Origin of the sequence: Pediococcus inopinatus (genome assembly GCF_002982135.1) — a bacterium.
Classification (GTDB): Bacteria; Bacillota; Bacilli; order Lactobacillales; family Lactobacillaceae; genus Pediococcus; species Pediococcus inopinatus.
Map to the genome: position 1 here is coordinate 1,268,567 of NZ_CP019981.1, position 17,844 is coordinate 1,286,410.

Sequence of the window (17,844 nt, forward strand, 5' to 3'; positions counted from 1 at the left end):
TTATTCACCACCTCAAAACTGCATTCTGACAGTTGGAACCACTAATTTTTCATAGATAAAAACTGTTACCAAATAGTATATCAAATATAAACCGATAAAAATCGTAAATGGTGTTGCTAAATTGATGTACGGATCCCTCATCAATGGGACAAACATTTGAAGTCCAAATAAAACATGCACAACTCCTAAAATCCCTGGTAATAGAAATAAAGCTCCGATTTCTCGACGAATAGATTTCCGAATGAGACTTTGTCTAGTTCCTAACCGATTTAACATGTGGTACCGTCGTTTATCTAGCTGAGCCCCAGACAAAATCTTAAACATCAAGCAACTTGCTAACATAGTCAGAAATGCCATTCCAAGGAAGAATCCAACAAATTCAAGTCCCCCAAACAACACGTTTGCTGCTTGGTAAATTGGATATGCACCACCTAAGGATTGAACCGTTATTTGCGGATCTTTTATTGCTTGAACTTGATTTTCAGCGATTCGATTCAAATTTTCAGCATTTTTTGCAAGGCTAGTCGTTTGGACTAGTACTAACTTTGAAGACTTAGCTTGAACAGCTTGAAACACCTGTGGTGAAACAAATTTCACTTGCCGCAATGAAAAATAGTTCATTTGCAAAGTTAACAACTGCTGTTGCCCACGCTCACTATGCTTCAACTGATTTAGGCTTAATGTTCGGTTAGAAACTTTTTCTTTATGCAATGTTGCCACTTCAAATGGCTGTCTTTGAAAATCGTCGGCTACAAAATAAATTGTCGATCCCTTAATTTTTTGCCGATACGCCTGCTTTTTTTGCAGGTCAAGCCGGTTGACCAGTTTGGTCGCTTGAGGCGTTTGTTTATACACAGCCAAATCATAGGCCGTGTTACTTTTGGCCATCATTGGAATAATCCGATGATATCCCATACCAACCGTGATTGCTCCCAAAGCTAGTGCAAACAAGATACTCACGACAGATAGCATTTTAGTGTAATCTCGAATTCTGAAATTAAGTTGTCCAAGGGTAAAGCAATTGAGCCCTTTGAATGCCATATTTATCTTCTTGAGCCCTTGAATTAACAATTGAAAAAACGCATTAAACAAAAAATAAGTTCCCAGAACAATTGTCACCAGTGCAATCGGAATGGTCATGATTTGTAATACTTCGAGCTTTGCCATTGCCCAATAACCAACAGCTAAAAATCCAATTCCAACTACTCCCTCAGCATAACGCCACACTGTGACTTTAATTGGCTTGTCTGCTTTAGAATCTCCTCTTAATAGTTTTAAAACCGGCCGATGAAGTAATTTATATTGATTAATCAACGATGCCATTAAAAATAAGATGGCAAAAAATAGGATAGTACTTAGGCAGGCTGTAATGTTTACTGCCGAAAATTTTGTAATCTGAACGCCAAGTTGTGACATAAGCAGTTTGGATAATCCTTGTGTCAAACCAATTCCCACCAAAACTCCGATCCCTGTTGAAACCAGTCCAATCAGTAAAGTCTCAGTAAAAATCAAAAACCCTAAGCGAGATTTTTTACCACCTAACATCATGAATAAACCGTAATCATGCTCACGCATTGTCATTAGAAATGAGTTAGCATACACAATATATACCAGAGTAATTATACCTAAAAGGACAGAACCAAATTGAAAAACAATCGCAGCTAGTTTAAATGAAATATTTGCTTGGATTAAAGCTTTGTTCGTCGCGATTGCTTCAAACATGTAAAAGATAGCTGCTGAAATAATTAAACCAGAAAATAAAACGAGATAATCTCGCCAACGATCACGTACATTTACAAATGCTAACTTAAATAACATCGGTACCCTCCTCTTGATCATCAAAGGTACCTAATTTATTCAAAATTGTTTGATAAAATTCGCTTCGTTTCTGATCTCCTACTTCGATCTCTTCACCGATTTTGCCATCTTTGATAAATAAAATTCGTTCACAATAACTTGCTGAAAATGGATCATGTGTCACCATTAAGACCGAAACTTGTTCTTCATCATTTACTTGTTTTAGAGTCTCCAATAATTCACGGGCATTTTTTGAATCTAATGCTCCCGTAGGTTCATCAGCAAATAAAATTTGAGGCCGTGAAATGAGTCCACGAGCTGCGGCTACCCGCTGTTTTTGTCCACCTGAAATTTCAACCGGGTATTTATCTAAAAGATCATTAATTCCTAATTGACTGGCAACTTGATGAACCAGTTCGTTAGCCTTTCGCTTCTTCACGCCTTGCAATGTTAGTGGTAACCCAATATTTTCCGCATTCGATAAACTTTCTAGAAGATTGAAATCCTGAAAAATAAAACCAATTTGTTTGACGCGAAAATCAGAAATCTGGTTCCTATCTAATTTTGTAACATCTTGACCACTCACCAAGACTTGACCTTCTGTTGGTTTATCCATCGTTGCCAAAATATTAAGTAACGTTGTTTTCCCAGAACCTGAGGCTCCCATAATCCCCACAAATTCTCCTTGTCGCACTTTAAAATTAACGTCCTTTAAGGCCCTATACTGTTTTTCGTTCTTTTCCCCATACACCTTAGTGATATGCTGAACATCAATTACCGTTTTCTGATTCATTTAGTTTCCCCCATCGGTTAATTACTTACGTAACTAACTATATATGAAGGCCTCTTTTATGTCAAGCATCAAAATAGCCTTTAAACGTGAACCGTGTCCCATCGGGATTTGGTTTCAGTTTAAAGGCTAGTAGAAAGTAATTATCAAGAATTTAGTTCAATTTTGCGACACTATTATGAATCATTTGAGCAGAATTAGCAAACTTGGCCTGTTCATCTGTATTTAAAGGCAATGTGACTGTTGATTCAATTCCATTCTTGCCCACAATGGCAGGAATGCCCACATACGTATCGTATAAGCTACTATAACCAGAAACAGGGCAAACGATCCGCGCATCTGATAACACAGCCTGTCCAAGGCTTACAGCGCAAGTGGCAATTGCATCGGAAGTAAATCCTTTTCCAGAGGCAACTTCCCAGGCACCTTGTTTAGCAGCATCAGCCAAGGCATCAAAATCAAAATCTTTGGCTTCAGGTAAATCTTTAATAGCTTTTCCTTGAACCCGTACACTTGACCAGGCAACGAACTGCGTATTCCCATGTTCGCCAAGCACATACCCTTCCACGCTGCGTGGATTAATATTTAACTTTTCGCCAACCACCCGCTGCATCCGAGCGGTATCGAGGAAGGTTCCTGTTCCAAAAACACGTTGCTTGGAGAAACCAGTGAGTTTTTGTAAATAACTTGTCACGGCATCACATGGATTCATTATATCGATAATGATCCCCTTAAACCCAGAAGCCACAATCTTTGGTGCAATTTCTTTCACAACTGCTGCTGTAAATTTAAACTCATCAAAACGATCGCCACCATTTGTTGAAATTGAAATGTCTCCCGCTGAAATATACAAAATTTCAACATCTTTCAAATCATCATAGTTTTGAATTGAAACTTGCGTGGTTGTAGATAATCTTGCTTGTGCATCTTGTAAGTCCAATTGTTCCGCACGAGCCTTTTTTTGATCTTTATCAATCAAAACCAATGAATCAGCAATCCCTTTGGTCACCAAAGTATATGCTACCGTTCGTCCAACGTTTCCTAAGCCAATAATTCCAAATTTACGCATACTAACACCCTTTTCTCTTTATTAAGTTTATCGTACCCTTTTACAGCTTTTGGTCAACATGAAAAAAGGACCGCGAAATAATTAACTTCGCTGGTCCCTTTAAACACTTGTATACTGTTTTATTTGGCTGGTAAAACAGCACCCTTGTAATGTTTCTTAATCCAATCTTGTGTACTCTTTGATTGTAAAGCTTTAACTAATTTCTTGATAGCCTTATTGTTTTTTTCGTTTGGACGAATAGCAATAATATTCTTGTATGGTGATGATGATTTTTCAATCGCAATTGATTTTGTGATTGGGTTCAAGCCACTTTGAACAGCGTAGTTTGCGTTAATCACAACGGCATCGCCTTGATCATTTTTGTACAATTGAGGCATCAACTTTGGTTCGTAGCTATGCTTGAACTGCAGATTCTTTGGGTTAGAGGCAATATCACTAAATGTTGCACTTGTAATATCAACGCCCTTCTTAATTGTAATTAAGCCTGCATCCTTAAAGATTGTCAAAACTCGACCGTAGTCAGGTGTGTTACTACTTACAAGGACAGTTGCGTTCTTTGGTAAATCTTTCAAACTCTTATATTTCTTTGAAAAAACTGAAATTGGTTCCAAATGAACAGCACCAGCATTAATCAAGTTACCTTTATTCTTGGCATTCCATTGTTTTAAGAAAGGAATGTGTTGGAAATAATTGGCATCGATATCGCCACCTGCTAACGCTTTGTTAGGGAGTACGTAATCTTGGAATACTTTGATCTTTAAATTAACGCCCTCTTTTTTCAACTCAGGTTGAACATGCTTCAAAATCTGAGCATGTGGCACCGCAGAAGCCCCAACAGTAATTGTGGTTGTTTTTGAACCTGTACTTGATTTCTTACCACAAGAAACCAATAAGAACGCAGTTGCGACGACTGCTAGCAAACTAAAAATCTTTCCTTTTTTCATAATCAAACTCCTCCTATAAATTAATGGTTATTTTACATTCGTAAAATCTACCTGCCATACAAATTTGTTTAAAGCACCCGTTTGTCAACTTTCTTTGTTGCAAAATCGCCGACAAACTGGAATGCAAAAACAATTAAAACAATAATAACTGTGGAAACCAGTGTGACCGTATTGTTACTACTTTCGAAACCTTCTTGATAAGCCAAGTTTCCAAGGCCTCCAGCACCAATTGCTCCGGCCATTGCGGTATAACCAATCAGTGAAATAGCTGTTACTGTAATTCCCGAAATTAGGGCCGGCAAGCTTTCTGGTAACAAAACTTTTGTAATGATTTGCCACTGGCTTGCACCCATCGCATCGGAGGCTTCTAAAACTCCACGATCGATTTCGTGAAATGCAAGCTCTACCATTCGGCCATAGAATGGCGCCGCAGAAATAATTAATGAAGGTAACGCGGCAACCGGTCCAATAATTGTTCCCACCACTTGTTTTGTGAAAGGCAGCAACAAAACAATCAAAATGATGAAAGGAATTGATCGGAAGACATTGACAAAAAGAGCCACCAACCAATTGATTGCACGGACAATGAAACTTTGACTCCCACTCGTTTCAAAGAGTAACAATCCAATAAAGTAACCTAAAATGGCAACCGCCACGATGGAGACCACGGTCATCCAAATGGTTTCCCAAGTAGCACTACCCATCTGGTTCCAATCCACGTTTTTAAAGTCGAAATATCCTGTATTACCGTCCATTTTCAATCACCTCGGTTTCAACACGCATGGTTTTCAGATAATCCAATGCCCCTTCGATATCAGGCTGATCTCCAATCAATTGTAGGAAGAGTGATCCAATCGCCCCTTCTTGGGTTTGATGGATATTTCCTTCAATAATACTGATTCGTAACTTAGGAAACTTATGAATAATTTCGGAAACAATCGGCAAATTGGCCTGATTACCATGGAAGGTTAATTGGATTATCTTACCGTTTGGATATTCTTTAAGTAATTGTTCCACAACCACATTGGTATCTTCTGGTGAAGGTGCTGCTTCAGAATAAACAAATCGTTTTGTAATAGCTTGTTGTGGATGCTTAAACACTTCCAAAACCTGACCTGATTCAATAATACCGCCACCGTCTAAAACAGCTACATGGTCACAAATTTTACGAATTACGTGCATTTCGTGAGTGATTAAGACGATGGTGATTCCTAATCGTTTATTAATATCTCGTAAAAGGTCCAAAACTTCATCTGTTGTTTGTGGATCCAAAGCACTAGTTGCTTCATCAGATAACAAAATCTCTGGATCATTGGCTAAAGCGCGAGCGACGCCAACCCGTTGCTTCTGGCCACCTGACAACTCAGAAGGATATGCATCTTCCTTACCCTCCAAACCAACTAGCTTAATGAGTTCCTCAGCTTTTTTGTGACGTTCAGCTTTTGAAATTTTTGCAATTTCCAATGGAAACTCAATATTCTTCTGGACTGTGCGTGACCAAAGTAAATTAAAATGCTGAAAAATCATACCAATCTTATGACGTTTCTTACGTAAATCGCCTCGCTTAAGATTCGAAATTTCTGTCCCATTTACGGTAACTACCCCAGTTGTCGGAGTTTCCAAACCATTGAGCATGCGGATTAACGTGGTTTTACCAGCACCAGAATAACCCACGATCCCAAAAATTTCACCATCTTCAATTTTCATATTCACATCTTTAATTGCTGGAACAGTACCTTTATCTGTGGTGAAGGTTTTAGAAACATCTTTAAACTCTATCAAAAAATCAACCTCCTCTTTCTTTTAACAAAACAAAAAAGTCTTCCGCCCTGCTGAAATAAATCAACCAGGACGAAAGACTTCTCTTCCGTGTTACCACCCAAATTTACTAACTTCTCACAAAGCTAGCCTTAACGAGTCAAACAACTCTGACGCTATAAGGGGCGCACCCAGCACTTACTCACAAAATGCTCGTAAATACCTGTTTTACCAAGACCATCTTCAATTGAACTTACTGTTCCGTTTCACCCTTAGGAACTCTCTTAAAGTAAGGATTCAATCTACTCATCTTGTTCTAATGTTTTGCTGTTAAATGAAGTATACTCACTCATTTTTAATCTGTCAACTGTTAATTTTAATTTTTAAACTAAAAATCGGTCCGTTGTAATCTGCTGTAGGAATCATGGTGGAACCGCATGGACATGATTAGTCCAATTCCAATCATATTCCCGATCAATGCTGATCCCCCTTGGCTAACAAACGGAAGTGGAATCCCAGTTAGTGGCAATAAACCGATGTTCATCCCAATGTTTTCAAAAACATGGAAAAGAATCATCATGATTGTACCAGACGCAATATAGGCATAGAATGCATTTTTTGTATCAAAGGTTACCCGAATCATTTGATAAATTAAAAGCATATACAGCAGAATTAAAACCACACTACCAATGAAGCCAAAATTTTCACCAATAACGGAAAAAATCATATCTGATTCTCGAACGGGAACATAAACATTAGACACATTAAATCCTTTACCGAAAAATTGCCCAGAACCAATGGCCTTAATGCTCTGCCATAATTGATATCCTGAATTAGTTGTATCTGTTGCTGGATGTAACCAAGTATCAATTCGGTCAAACTGATAACTTTCAAACCCGACATGAGACAGAAGACTCCGGCCCCAGTCACTCACCACCAACATTAAGGTCCCGCTAGCCACAATTGTCGCCGTCACAAACGTTGGCACAAGAATTCTCCAAGTTACGCCAGATACAATTACTAATCCGGCAAAAATTGCAATAAACACGAGCATCGTTCCAAAATCATGTTGCAAAATTAGCAAAATTGGCACTGGTAAAGTCCATAAAATCATTTGACCAATTAAACGCCAATCTGAACGCATCGTATGTTTTTTGTGTTCAGCATTAAAATCAGTAATGACCTTTGACATCATTAAAATGTATGCGGGCTTCATAACCTCAGAAGGCTGAAATGTAAATGATCCAATGGCAAACCAACTTTTGGCACCGGTACTTGCCGCATAAGATCTACTATACAAAAACAGCACTGCCACAAGGAGAAAAATTCCAAACCAGTAGGCATAAGGTGCCAATCGCCACAGTTGTTTTGAATCAAACTGCATAATAACAACAACCAGGGTTACCCCCAAAACGTACCAAATCAACTGGGACACTACCTGGCTTCTGACACTTACCCCACTAGTATCATGCGTGGCCGCCACGTAGATAGAAGCTAACCCAATTAAAGCTAGCATTAAAACAGAAAAAATAATACCGTAATCAATTCGGGAATCGCCTTCCCGTCTTCGAATTCGTGAATCGTTTTCCAAAACAAAGATCCTTCCTTAGGCCAATTTCCATTTATTGATGTAAATTATATTCCTGTAACACCCATTCAACTGCATCATCAAGTGACTTAGCCACGAAATCTCCGCCACCAATCAGATGGGTGGCAAATTCATTTTGCTGTGGTGTAATCTCCCCAACCAAATTTTTAGCAATAAAAACCTGTTGGATAGTTTGTCCCTGAACTTCTTTTTCTTCTAATTGTACTTTTACACTTTGTTGTTTTTTTGACATGTTTTCCTCCACAATAATTAATTTAATATTTTCTCATCTGGATGCGGATTTCGTTTTAAGGTGAAATAATCCGGCACCGGATCATAGCCACCCTTTACAAAAGGATTGCAACGCAAAATTCTGGCTGTCCCCATCAAGCTACCTTTTATAGCTCCCTGTTTTTGAAGAGCTACAATCATGTAATTAGAACAAGTTGGATAATACCGACAGCTCGGTGGAAACAAAGGTGATATTAATTTTTGATATAATCGAACTACCATTAAAAAGACATGTTTCATTCTGCTGTCCCCCTTGACCAATCCAAAAGCCTATTATAGCATATTACCGCCACACTCAAAAACACAATTAGCGTTATTTTGTCTAAAATTAACGGTCAATTAACCATGCAAATTTCGCATTTTTAATCGACCGCAAATTTAATTTTTAACTGTCAAAGTTGTACTAGTGTCCGAAACGCGTTTAACTTCGGCTCCTAATGCACTCAACTTACCATGGAAATTATAATATCCACGATCTAAGTACTTCAAATTTGTAACCTGTGTATAACCCTTAGCCACAAGACCGGCAATCACAAGAGCAGCACCGGCCCGTAAATCAGTCGCTGCAACTTCCGCACCACTAAAGTTCGTTGGTCCATGCATAATCACAGACGATCCTTCAATCTTATATTGAGCATTCATTCGACGAAGTTCTTCTAAGTGCATAAATCGATTTTCAAAAACCGTTTCTGTCAGTGTACTCGTCCCCTGTGCCAGCAACTGAAGAACAGAAACTTGTGGTTGCATGTCCGTTGGAAAACCAGGATGTGGCAATGTTTTTATTGAAACAGGATTAAGTTTTTTAGGTCCGATAACTCGAATTCCATCGTCGCCATCAATCACCTTCACGCCCATCTCACGCATTTTAGAAATCAATGGTTTATTGTGCTCAGAAATTGCATCCTGAATTAGCACGTCCCCTTGTGTTGCAGCAGTGGCCACCATGAAAGTACCGGCTTCAATTCGGTCTTGAACAACAGCATGAGTCGTTCCATGAAGGTGTTCGACACCAACAATTCGAATCGTTTCTGTTCCGGCACCCGTAACATGTGCCCCCATCTTGTTTAGAACCATCGCTAAATCAACAATCTCAGGCTCACAAGCAGCATTTTCAATTGTTGTTGTGCCTTCTGCCAAGGTTGCGGCCATCATTATATTTTGAGTGGCGCCGACACTTGGAAAATCCAAATAGATGTTAGTACCAACTAATTTATACGCACTCGCTTCTATGTATCCATCGTTTTGAGTGATATGCGCTCCTAAAGCAGTGAGACCCTTTAAATGAAGGTCAATTGGTCTCGTACCAATTGCACAGCCTCCAGGCATCGCTACTTTTGCATGACCTGTTCTTGCCAGTAGTGGTCCCATAACAACTACAGACGCCCGCATCTTAGAAACGTATTCAAATGGAGCTTCTGTAGAGATTTTTTTAGTGGCATCCATTTTGATTTCATGTTGGTCCTCTAAAAATTCCACATCAATATTTAGAAAACGTAAAACATTGTTCATTGTATAAACGTCTGAAAGAATCGGCACATTGCTTAGCTCTAGTTGTCCCTCACTAGCCAAAATACTGGCTGCCAAAATTGGGAGGACAGCATTTTTAGCTCCCTCAATTTTAACGACACCTTTAAGACGATTGCCGCCCTTAACAATAATTTTATCCACGACTGAAACCTCCACTATTTTAATAAGTATCCTAAATTTCTGATGTTATTAATTAACTCTAAGAAAAACGAACTGCTTAAATACCCTAGTCCAATCGAAAACAAGACAATCAGAACCTTATACTGACTTGGATTAGAAACATGTAAAATTCTTTCCAAGTGAATTCCCTGAATTGCCCAAAAAGAAATAAAGGTAAAGAAAAAATAGCAGATCAACGTTAGTAATGATTGAATTCCAAATAAATTCATAATTGCCTCTTTAACTTATGATTTATTACAATAGTATCATATCTAGGCTTAAAATTCGCGTCAGACTCTCACTTTAATAAATTAATAAACAATAAAAAAAGCCATACAACATATCGTTGTATGACTTCTAAATTTCTAATGTTAATGTTTCGAAACATTAATTCGGTTAACAGCCCGTCGCAAGGAAATCTGCGCACGCCGCAACTGTGAATTATCATGGGCATCTTGAGCTTTTCGAATGGTTTCTTGAGCTCTTTGACGCGCACTTTCTGCTCGAGCAACATCAATATCAGACTCATTTTCAGCAGTATCAGCCACAATCGTAGCAGTATTGTTCGAGAACTCAACAAAACCACCATTAACAGCTACTGCATCTTCTTTAGTAGAATCCTCATGTTGAATCCGGACTTCATCAATTGCTAGCGACGCAATAATGGGAACATGGTTAGGCATGATTCCTAGCTGACCATCTTTAGTTTTGACAACCAACATGGTGGAAGTTCCATCATATACTTGACCATCAGGAGTCACGATACTAACGGTTAATTCTGCTTTATCAGCCAATTAGAATTCCCCCTTATTTACTAGCGGCACTAGTTAATTTCTTAGCCTTCTCAACAACTTCCTCGATTTTACCAACCTGACGGAAGGCATCCTCTGGAAGATCATCATATTTTCCTTCAAGAATTTCTTTGAAACCTTTTACTGTGTCTTCAACTGAAACATAAGATCCAGGTTGACCAGTAAACTGTTCAGCAACAGAGAAGTTCTGTGATAAGAAGAATTGAATTCTACGTGCACGAGCAACAATTGTCTTCTCTTCATCAGACAATTCGTCCATTCCTAAAATAGAAATGATATCTTGCAACTCACGATAGCGTTGTAAAACATGCTGAACATCAGTAGCGACTTTATAATGTTCCTCGCCTACAACTGATGGATCCAAGGCACTTGAAGTTGAAGCTAAAGGATCAACGGCAGGATAAATTCCTTGTTGAGTTAAGCTTCGTTCCAAGTTGGTTGTTGCATCCAAATGGGCGAATGTTGTTGCAGGAGCAGGATCAGTATAATCATCGGCAGGAACATATACAGCTTGGATAGAGGTAATTGACCCCTTCTTCGTTGAAGTGATTCGTTCCTGAAGTTGACCCATTTCAGTAGCTAAAGTTGGTTGATAACCAACGGCTGATGGAATTCGGCCAAGTAACGCGGATACTTCAGAACCAGCTTGGGTGAATCGGAAAATGTTATCAATGAATAACAACACATCTTGACCCTCAACATCGCGGAAGTATTCCGCAATGGTTAAACCAGTTAAAGCAACCCGCATACGAGCACCAGGCGGCTCGTTCATCTGACCATACACCATGGCAGTTTTTTCAAGAACACCCGATGCCTTCATTTCGAAGTACAAATCATTTCCTTCACGAGTTCGTTCACCGACACCCGTAAATACAGAAATACCATTGTGTTCTTGTGCAATATTATGAATTAGTTCCTGAATTAGAACAGTTTTTCCAACACCGGCACCACCAAACAATCCGACTTTACCACCACGGATATAAGGAGCAAGCAAATCAATAACTTTGATTCCTGTTTCCAAAATTTCCATGCTGGGGTTCAAATCATCATAACTAGGTGGATCCCGATGAATAGGATTACGTTTTATTTCTGGTCCAAATTTTTCACCATTATCAATTGTTTCTCCAAGGACGTTGAAAACCCGACCTAATGTTTTATCACCAACGGGAACTGTAATTGAAGAACCTGTGTCTTCAACTTCCATCCCACGCTGTAAACCATCAGTACCATCCATAGCAATTGTCCGAACAACGCCATCACCAAGTTCAAGTGCAACTTCGGCAACTAGGATACTACCATCAAGTTTTTTGATGTTCAAAGCATTATTAATATCAGGTAAATTACCATCCAGAGGAAATTCAACGTCAATAACAGGTCCGATAACTTGGACAACTTTACCAGTACTCATTATTAGTTAATTCCTCCCATCTAAATTTATTCTTGTGCAGCTTGGCCACCAGTAATTTCAGTAATTTCGGTGGTGATCGCACTTTGTCGTGCACGATTATATTGCAATTGTAGTGAAGATATTAAATCTTTAGCATTATCAGAAGCGGTCTGCATCGCTGTTGAACTTGAAGCATGTTCAGCAGTTTTGGCATCAAGAATAGCACCATAAACTAAGCTTTCAGCATATTGAGGTAAAATATCCTGCAACAAAACAGCCTCTGAAGGTTCTGTTTCGTATTCTGGCATTAATTCTTTTTTACCCTGCTCTTCTTTTTCGTCCTGACTTTTTACCAAAGCATCACTAATTGGCAACATTTTAATTGAATGAAATCTATTTGTTATGCGATTTACAAAATGATTATAACAAACATAAAGCTCATCAAAAACCTGGTTTGAATACATTGAAGTAGCGGTTTGAACAATTTCACGAACTTCGTTAAAAGTCGGCACATCGCTCACACCTCTGAATTCATAAACAACGTTCATATCGCGTCCTTTATAAAAATCAGCACCAGTACCACCCACAGCTAAAATCACACTATCTTCAGCAGAATGACCAGTAGCTTTAATAAAATCTTCAGTCTGTTTAAGGACTGAACTATTATAACTACCAACTAAACCACGATCTGATGTAATTACTAAAAAACCAACTTTTTTTACTGGTCTTTGTTGTAACAAATCAGTGGCCGATATACTGTCTGAAGAATCAGAACTTTTCTCTCCAGCAGCTGCATTAGCACTAATCAAGTGTGACTTAGCAAGATGAGCAACAATGCTCTCAACCTTTTCTGCATAAACCTGATACCCGAAAGTATGCTTTTGAATCTGATTCAACTTTGCAGTCGAAACCATTTGCATCGCAGTGGTAATTTGACTGGTCTTCTTAGTGGAATCAATTCGTCTGAGAACGTCTTGTTCTGAAGCTGCCATTTATACTCACCACTTTCTGTCAATTAAAGCATATGTTTTATTTAGAAGCACTTTCGTCTTCTACTTTTGTAGGTTGAAATTGATCTGCAAATTCTTGAATTGCAGCATCAAATTTGTCAGTATCTGGTAAGTCGCCAGTTTTACGAATAACATCTAGCAAATCATCATGTGAACCATCGATGTAATCAAATAATTCATCCTGGAAACGCAAAACATCATCAATAGCAACCTTATCCAAGAATCCATGAGTCAACGCATACAAAACTAAAACTTGATGTTCAACAGCAAGTGGTTTGTGTAATGGTTGTTTCAAAACTTCTACGGTCCGACTACCACGGGCTAATTTAGCTTTTGTGGCATCATCCAAATCAGAACCAAATTGTGCAAATGATTCCAATTCACGATAAGAAGCAAGATCCAAACGTAATGTACCAGCTACACGCTTCATAGCCTTGATCTGAGCATCCCCACCAACTCGGGATACAGAAGATCCGGCATCAATCGCTGGACGTGTTCCTGAATAGAATAGATCACTATCCAAGAAAATCTGTCCATCAGTAATAGAAATTACGTTTGTTGGAATATAAGCGGCAATATCTCCAGCCTTTGTTTCAACGAATGGTAAAGCTGTCATTGAACCAGCCCCAAGTTCGTCATTTAATTTAGCTGCACGTTCTAGTAAACGTGAATGAGTATAGAAGATATCACCAGGATAAGCTTCACGACCAGGCGGACGTCTCAAAATCAAGGAAAGTTCACGATAAGCATCTGCTTGTTTTGAAAGATCATCATACACAATCAAAACATGCTTGCCGTTAAACATGAACTCCTCACCCATTGCTGCACCAGCATATGGTGCCAAGTACAACATTGGAGCTGGTTCAGATGGGCCAGCACTTAAAACGATTGTGTAGTCCATAGCACCATACTTTTCGAGGGTATCAACCTGCGTACGCACAGTTGATTCCTTTTGGCCGATCGCCACATAGATACAAATTATATTTTGATCTTTTTGATTCAAAATTGTATCGATTGCTAAAGATGTTTTACCAGTTTTACGGTCCCCAATGATCAACTCACGCTGACCACGACCAATTGGAACTAAGGCATCAATGGCCTTGATCCCAGTTTGTAAAGGTTCGCTAACTGATTGACGTTCCATGACGCCAGGTGCTTTTCGTTCAACTGGCCGTGTGTGGTCCGTTTTAATTTCGCCTTTACCATCAATCGGTTGTCCAAGTGTATTCACAACTCGACCAACTAAGGCGTCACCAACTGGAACTTCCATGATCCGTCCAGTTCTCTTAACAGTATCGCCTTCACGAATATCATCGTAACCGCCAAGAATAACAATTCCGACGTCATTTGATTCAAGGTTCTGAACCATTCCGTAGACACCATTAGAAAACTCTAGAAGTTCACCAGCCAATGCATTATCCAGGCCGTGAGCACGGGCAATACCATCACCAACATATGTAACAGTACCTGTTTCTTCGACATTAAGCTCGTCTTGATAGCCTTCTAATTGTTGTTTAATTAGAGCACTGATTTCCTCAGATTTAATGCTCATAAAAGTTTCACCTCTTTACAAAATCTTATTTAAGTAGCATTTTTTTAATCTTCGCCATTTTCGAACTGATACTGCCATCATATACTAAACCGTTTGATTTTAGTACAGCCCCGCCAATAATGCTTGGATCAAGTTCACTGTTAATGATTACTTGCTTGGCACCTATTTTTTCGGCAAACTTATCTGCTAAACGTTTCTTTTGATCTGCATCAATTTCAACAGCAGTAGACAAATCTGCATAAACAATCCGATTATATTCAGCGTAAAGCCCGTTAAACTGTTCAATAATATCAGCAATATTGCTGATGCGTCCGTAATCGTAAAGCATTTGAACCAAGTTTTTGACGTAAACAGAGGCATCCTTCTTTAAATTGTTAACGATGGCTGATTTCTGTTCACCATTTAAACGAACATCATCTAAGATCTGATTTAGATCTGGAATGTCAGTAAAAACTTGATCAATCTGTTGCAATTCTTCATGAATTGCCTCAAGCTGATCTTTTTCAACAGCTAAATCAAACAGGGCTTTTGAATATCGTTTGGCAATTGTCATCTTATCTAGACTCATTTTGCTTCCCCAACCCTTCAATATAAGAATCAATCAACTGCTTTTGATCCTGCGCGTTTAATTCTTTTTGAATGATCTTAGAAGCAATTTCAATAGATAGACTAGCCACATCATCTTGAGCACCCTTAAGTGCATCTTTTCGCTCTTGTTCAATACTCTTTTGAGCATTTTGCTTAAGTGTCTGTACCTCTTGTTGAGCGCCTGAAACGATCTGCTCACGTTGTTTATTCCCATTATCCTTTGCGTCACTTACAATCGTAGAGGCTTCAGCATGAGAATTTTTCAACGCTGCTTCTCGTTGTTCAGCTAGTTTTGCTGCATCTTGACGTGATTTTTCTGCAGAATCAATATCATTAGCAATTCGATCTGCACGTTCTTTCATCATTTTAGTAACTGGTCCCCATGCGACGATCTTAATAAGCCACATAAGAATGATGAATACAATTGCATAAAATAACATATCACCAAGATACAACGAGTTTGAAGAACCCAACACTAAATGTGAGAGCATCTATTGACACCTCCTTCTACCCTATTAATTATGTTCTTACGTTCCATTGGGCTACTTGTTCATTACTAACAATGCCACAACGAAAGCAATAATAGGCATAGCTTCAACAAGACCAACACCGATAAACATAGTCGTTCTTAATTGACCAGATAATTCTGGTTGGCGTGCCATTCCTTCAAGTGTTTTTGAAATAACAATGGCATCACCGATACCACCACCAATAGCGGCTCCGAACATAATGATTCCTGCTGCAATAGCTCCCATAATTTTAAATCCTCCTAAAATATTAGTTATTCCTCAATCTGTACCTGTTGAGAAATATAAACCGACGTTAATGTGACGAACACATATGCTTGAATACTGCCTAAGAATACTGAGAAGCCTTGCCAAATTAATGAAATTGGTACGGCTGCAATAGTCATTAAAGGTCCACCAGAGAACGCCATGCCTCCGATAATTTTCAATAACATTTCTCCTGAAAAGATAACTCCATAAATACGTAAACCTAACGTAAGAAAGTCAATTAATTCAGTAAAAACACTAATCGGTAACCAGAACACAAAGGGAGTTAAGTAAACATGCTTAAAGTACCCTTTAAATCCAAACTTTTGAACTCCAGAATAGTGTGCAAACATCAACGTCATCAATGACAGCGTTAAAGTTATAACTGGATCTGAAGTTGGACTCCGTACATAGGTTACACCGTTCCAACCAATCTGTAAGAACATTCCCAGTTGGTTAGAGACGAAAATAAACAGAAACAAAGTAAATGCATACAACCCAAATTTTGGCGCATCACCATTTGTAACCGATCCACGCACAATATTATTTGTGAAATCTATCATCCACTCTAAAACATTTTGTTTTCCAGTAGGCTTCAATTGCAGCTTTCTAGAAAGTACATAAACTACGACAAAAACGACTATCGCCGCCAGCAACCCAGAAATAATATTGGTTGTATTAAAAGTTAACCCCAAAAATTGGAAAGTAGAAACAGAGTCTCCACTCACAGAAGATCACCTCTTTTCATAGCCTTAATGAATTATTGAGAATTCCCAGGTAAACTGCCCTAAAACATCAACAATTATATATAAACAGACAGTAATGTCTATTCGAAATACAAATGAAATAATACCACCAATTCAAGAAAAACACAAAAAAACGGGTAATTATTTTATTTTAAAAAACCTTCCCTCATCCCTTGGTAAATCAAGGATCTCGTTAAAGCGCTTTCCATTTTAATGCATTATCATACCAATTCTCATTTGTTTCAAATAAATGGAATTTTAAACCCAAAAAAGCAAAAAATCGACATCAATTTTCTTTTGAAAATAGCATGCCTATTTTTTGCTTTTTATCTGTTCAAAACTCGGTCGTTGCGCACTAAACTACTTAGTTCCAAACAACCGATCACCTGCATCGCCCAAGCCAGGAACAATGTATCCATCTTCATTCAGTTCATCATCTAATGCTGCTGTATAAATATCAACATCTGGATGTGCTTCTTGTAAAGCCTTAACCCCTTGTGGAGCTGCAACTAAACAAACTAAACGTAAATCTTTTGCACCACGTTTTTTCAAAGCATCCATCGCCATAATTGCTGAACCACCAGTGGCTAACATTGGATCCACAACAAAAATTTGTCGCTCACTAATATCACTTGGTAATTTAACAAAATACTCAACTGGCTTAAGTGTCTCTTCATCCCGGTACATACCTATATGACCAACTTTAGCTGCTGGAATTAATTCCAACATTCCGTCAACCATTCCTAGTCCTGCTCGAAGAATTGGCACAATAGCTACTTTTTTACCCGAAAGTGTCTTTTTGGTTGTCCAACCAATTGGCGTCTCGACTTTAACATCCTCTAATGGCATATCTCGTGAAACTTCATAAGCCATGAGCTCAGAGATTTCATTAACAACTTCTCTAAATACTTTTGTACCACAATTCTTATCTCTAATAATTGTTAACTTGTGCTGAATCAATGGATGGTCAAGAACTTGGAACTTACCCATAAATTACACTCTCCCTTCAATATCTTTATCAATTGTAGCTAACTTAGCACAAAAAAACTAGGG

The 17,844-nt window shown here is 38.5% G+C and carries 20 protein-coding genes; all 20 read right to left on the minus strand.

The annotated features are described in order from the left end of the window. Positions 1–12: 12 nt before the first annotated feature. The 20 genes from PI20285_RS06440 to upp all read right to left on the minus strand — a co-directional run bounded on the left by PI20285_RS06440 (position 13) and on the right by upp (position 17,781). Positions 13–1,818, minus strand: a complete 1,806-nt coding sequence (locus tag PI20285_RS06440) for an FtsX-like permease family protein (RefSeq protein WP_057772362.1) — start codon at positions 1,816–1,818, stop codon at positions 13–15. Next, positions 1,808–2,590: an ABC transporter ATP-binding protein gene (locus tag PI20285_RS06445; protein WP_057772360.1), complete on the minus strand. Its 783-nt coding sequence runs from the start codon at positions 2,588–2,590 to the stop codon at positions 1,808–1,810. Before PI20285_RS06445 ends, PI20285_RS06440 begins: the two co-directional genes overlap by 11 nt. Positions 2,591–2,741: 151 nt before the next feature. Further along, entirely contained in the window at positions 2,742–3,656 is a 915-nt protein-coding gene (locus tag PI20285_RS06450) for an L-lactate dehydrogenase (RefSeq protein WP_057772359.1), read from the minus strand. Between the two features lie 119 nt (positions 3,657–3,775). Then, positions 3,776–4,600, minus strand: coding sequence for a MetQ/NlpA family ABC transporter substrate-binding protein (locus tag PI20285_RS06455; RefSeq protein WP_057772358.1), 825 nt, complete (start codon positions 4,598–4,600; stop codon positions 3,776–3,778). Positions 4,601–4,668: 68 nt separating this feature from the next. Beyond that, entirely contained in the window at positions 4,669–5,355 is a 687-nt protein-coding gene (locus tag PI20285_RS06460; RefSeq protein WP_057772356.1) for a methionine ABC transporter permease, read from the minus strand. Beyond that, positions 5,345–6,382, minus strand: a complete 1,038-nt coding sequence (locus PI20285_RS06465) for a methionine ABC transporter ATP-binding protein (protein WP_057772354.1) — start codon at positions 6,380–6,382, stop codon at positions 5,345–5,347. The genes PI20285_RS06460 and PI20285_RS06465 overlap by 11 nt, the downstream gene beginning before the upstream one ends. 364 nt (positions 6,383–6,746) lie before the next feature. Then, positions 6,747–7,949 (minus strand): FtsW/RodA/SpoVE family cell cycle protein, encoded by a 1,203-nt coding sequence (locus PI20285_RS06470; RefSeq protein WP_057772353.1) that lies wholly within the window; start codon positions 7,947–7,949, stop codon positions 6,747–6,749. Between the two features lie 31 nt (positions 7,950–7,980). Further along, positions 7,981–8,199, minus strand: a complete 219-nt coding sequence (locus PI20285_RS06475) for a DUF2969 domain-containing protein (RefSeq protein WP_057772351.1) — start codon at positions 8,197–8,199, stop codon at positions 7,981–7,983. 17 nt (positions 8,200–8,216) lie between these two features. Further along, positions 8,217–8,477: a membrane protein insertion efficiency factor YidD gene (gene yidD, locus PI20285_RS06480; protein ID WP_057772349.1), complete on the minus strand. Its 261-nt coding sequence runs from the start codon at positions 8,475–8,477 to the stop codon at positions 8,217–8,219. A 138-nt stretch (positions 8,478–8,615) separates the two neighbouring features. After that, on the minus strand, positions 8,616–9,905 hold the full coding sequence (murA, locus tag PI20285_RS06485) for a UDP-N-acetylglucosamine 1-carboxyvinyltransferase (RefSeq protein WP_057772346.1): 1,290 nt from the start codon (positions 9,903–9,905) through the stop codon (positions 8,616–8,618). 14 nt (positions 9,906–9,919) lie between these two features. Next, positions 9,920–10,153, minus strand: a complete 234-nt coding sequence (locus PI20285_RS06490; protein WP_057772344.1) for a DUF1146 family protein — start codon at positions 10,151–10,153, stop codon at positions 9,920–9,922. Between the two features lie 141 nt (positions 10,154–10,294). Next, positions 10,295–10,717 carry a F0F1 ATP synthase subunit epsilon gene (locus tag PI20285_RS06495; RefSeq protein WP_057772342.1) on the minus strand — a complete coding sequence of 141 codons (423 nt, stop codon included), beginning with the start codon at positions 10,715–10,717 and terminating at the stop codon, positions 10,295–10,297. Between the two features lie 13 nt (positions 10,718–10,730). Further along, complete coding sequence (atpD, locus tag PI20285_RS06500; protein WP_057772340.1) at positions 10,731–12,143, minus strand: F0F1 ATP synthase subunit beta; 1,413 nt, start codon at positions 12,141–12,143, stop codon at positions 10,731–10,733. 26 nt (positions 12,144–12,169) lie between these two features. Further along, positions 12,170–13,114 carry a F0F1 ATP synthase subunit gamma gene (locus PI20285_RS06505; protein WP_057772338.1) on the minus strand — a complete coding sequence of 315 codons (945 nt, stop codon included), beginning with the start codon at positions 13,112–13,114 and terminating at the stop codon, positions 12,170–12,172. A 37-nt stretch (positions 13,115–13,151) separates the two neighbouring features. After that, complete coding sequence (gene atpA / locus PI20285_RS06510) at positions 13,152–14,684, minus strand: F0F1 ATP synthase subunit alpha (RefSeq protein WP_057772337.1); 1,533 nt, start codon at positions 14,682–14,684, stop codon at positions 13,152–13,154. Positions 14,685–14,709: 25 nt separating this feature from the next. Further along, positions 14,710–15,252, minus strand: a complete 543-nt coding sequence (atpH, locus tag PI20285_RS06515; protein WP_057772335.1) for an ATP synthase F1 subunit delta — start codon at positions 15,250–15,252, stop codon at positions 14,710–14,712. Then, entirely contained in the window at positions 15,239–15,763 is a 525-nt protein-coding gene (gene atpF, locus PI20285_RS06520) for a F0F1 ATP synthase subunit B (protein WP_057772333.1), read from the minus strand. Before atpF ends, atpH begins: the two co-directional genes overlap by 14 nt. A 51-nt stretch (positions 15,764–15,814) precedes the next feature. After that, positions 15,815–16,027, minus strand: coding sequence for a F0F1 ATP synthase subunit C (gene atpE, locus PI20285_RS06525; protein ID WP_046872489.1), 213 nt, complete (start codon positions 16,025–16,027; stop codon positions 15,815–15,817). Between the two features lie 26 nt (positions 16,028–16,053). Continuing rightward, on the minus strand, positions 16,054–16,773 hold the full coding sequence (gene atpB / locus PI20285_RS06530) for a F0F1 ATP synthase subunit A (RefSeq protein WP_057772331.1): 720 nt from the start codon (positions 16,771–16,773) through the stop codon (positions 16,054–16,056). 378 nt (positions 16,774–17,151) lie between these two features. Beyond that, positions 17,152–17,781 carry a uracil phosphoribosyltransferase gene (upp, locus tag PI20285_RS06535; protein ID WP_057772329.1) on the minus strand — a complete coding sequence of 210 codons (630 nt, stop codon included), beginning with the start codon at positions 17,779–17,781 and terminating at the stop codon, positions 17,152–17,154. Positions 17,782–17,844: the final 63 nt, after the last annotated feature.

Excerpts from the sequence above, each read along its gene's own strand:
- PI20285_RS06455 (WP_057772358.1), bottom strand. The coding sequence starts at position 4,600 with ATGAAAAAAGGAAAGATTTTTAGTTTGCTAGCAGTCGTCGCAACTGCG.
- PI20285_RS06440 (WP_057772362.1), bottom strand. The coding sequence starts at position 1,818 with ATGTTATTTAAGTTAGCATTTGTAAATGTACGTGATCGTTGGCGAGAT.
- PI20285_RS06450 (WP_057772359.1), bottom strand. The coding sequence starts at position 3,656 with ATGCGTAAATTTGGAATTATTGGCTTAGGAAACGTTGGACGAACGGTA.
- atpD (WP_057772340.1), bottom strand. The coding sequence starts at position 12,143 with ATGAGTACTGGTAAAGTTGTCCAAGTTATCGGACCTGTTATTGACGTT.
- PI20285_RS06475 (WP_057772351.1), bottom strand. The coding sequence starts at position 8,199 with ATGTCAAAAAAACAACAAAGTGTAAAAGTACAATTAGAAGAAAAAGAA.
- PI20285_RS06445 (WP_057772360.1), bottom strand. The coding sequence starts at position 2,590 with ATGAATCAGAAAACGGTAATTGATGTTCAGCATATCACTAAGGTGTAT.
- atpF (WP_057772333.1), bottom strand. The coding sequence starts at position 15,763 with ATGCTCTCACATTTAGTGTTGGGTTCTTCAAACTCGTTGTATCTTGGT.
- atpA (WP_057772337.1), bottom strand. The coding sequence starts at position 14,684 with ATGAGCATTAAATCTGAGGAAATCAGTGCTCTAATTAAACAACAATTA.
- PI20285_RS06460 (WP_057772356.1), bottom strand. The coding sequence starts at position 5,355 with ATGGACGGTAATACAGGATATTTCGACTTTAAAAACGTGGATTGGAAC.
- yidD (WP_057772349.1), bottom strand. The coding sequence starts at position 8,477 with ATGAAACATGTCTTTTTAATGGTAGTTCGATTATATCAAAAATTAATA.
- PI20285_RS06490 (WP_057772344.1), bottom strand. The coding sequence starts at position 10,153 with ATGAATTTATTTGGAATTCAATCATTACTAACGTTGATCTGCTATTTT.
- atpE (WP_046872489.1), bottom strand. The coding sequence starts at position 16,027 with ATGGGAGCTATTGCAGCAGGAATCATTATGTTCGGAGCCGCTATTGGT.
- upp (WP_057772329.1), bottom strand. The coding sequence starts at position 17,781 with ATGGGTAAGTTCCAAGTTCTTGACCATCCATTGATTCAGCACAAGTTA.
- PI20285_RS06505 (WP_057772338.1), bottom strand. The coding sequence starts at position 13,114 with ATGGCAGCTTCAGAACAAGACGTTCTCAGACGAATTGATTCCACTAAG.
- atpH (WP_057772335.1), bottom strand. The coding sequence starts at position 15,252 with ATGAGTCTAGATAAGATGACAATTGCCAAACGATATTCAAAAGCCCTG.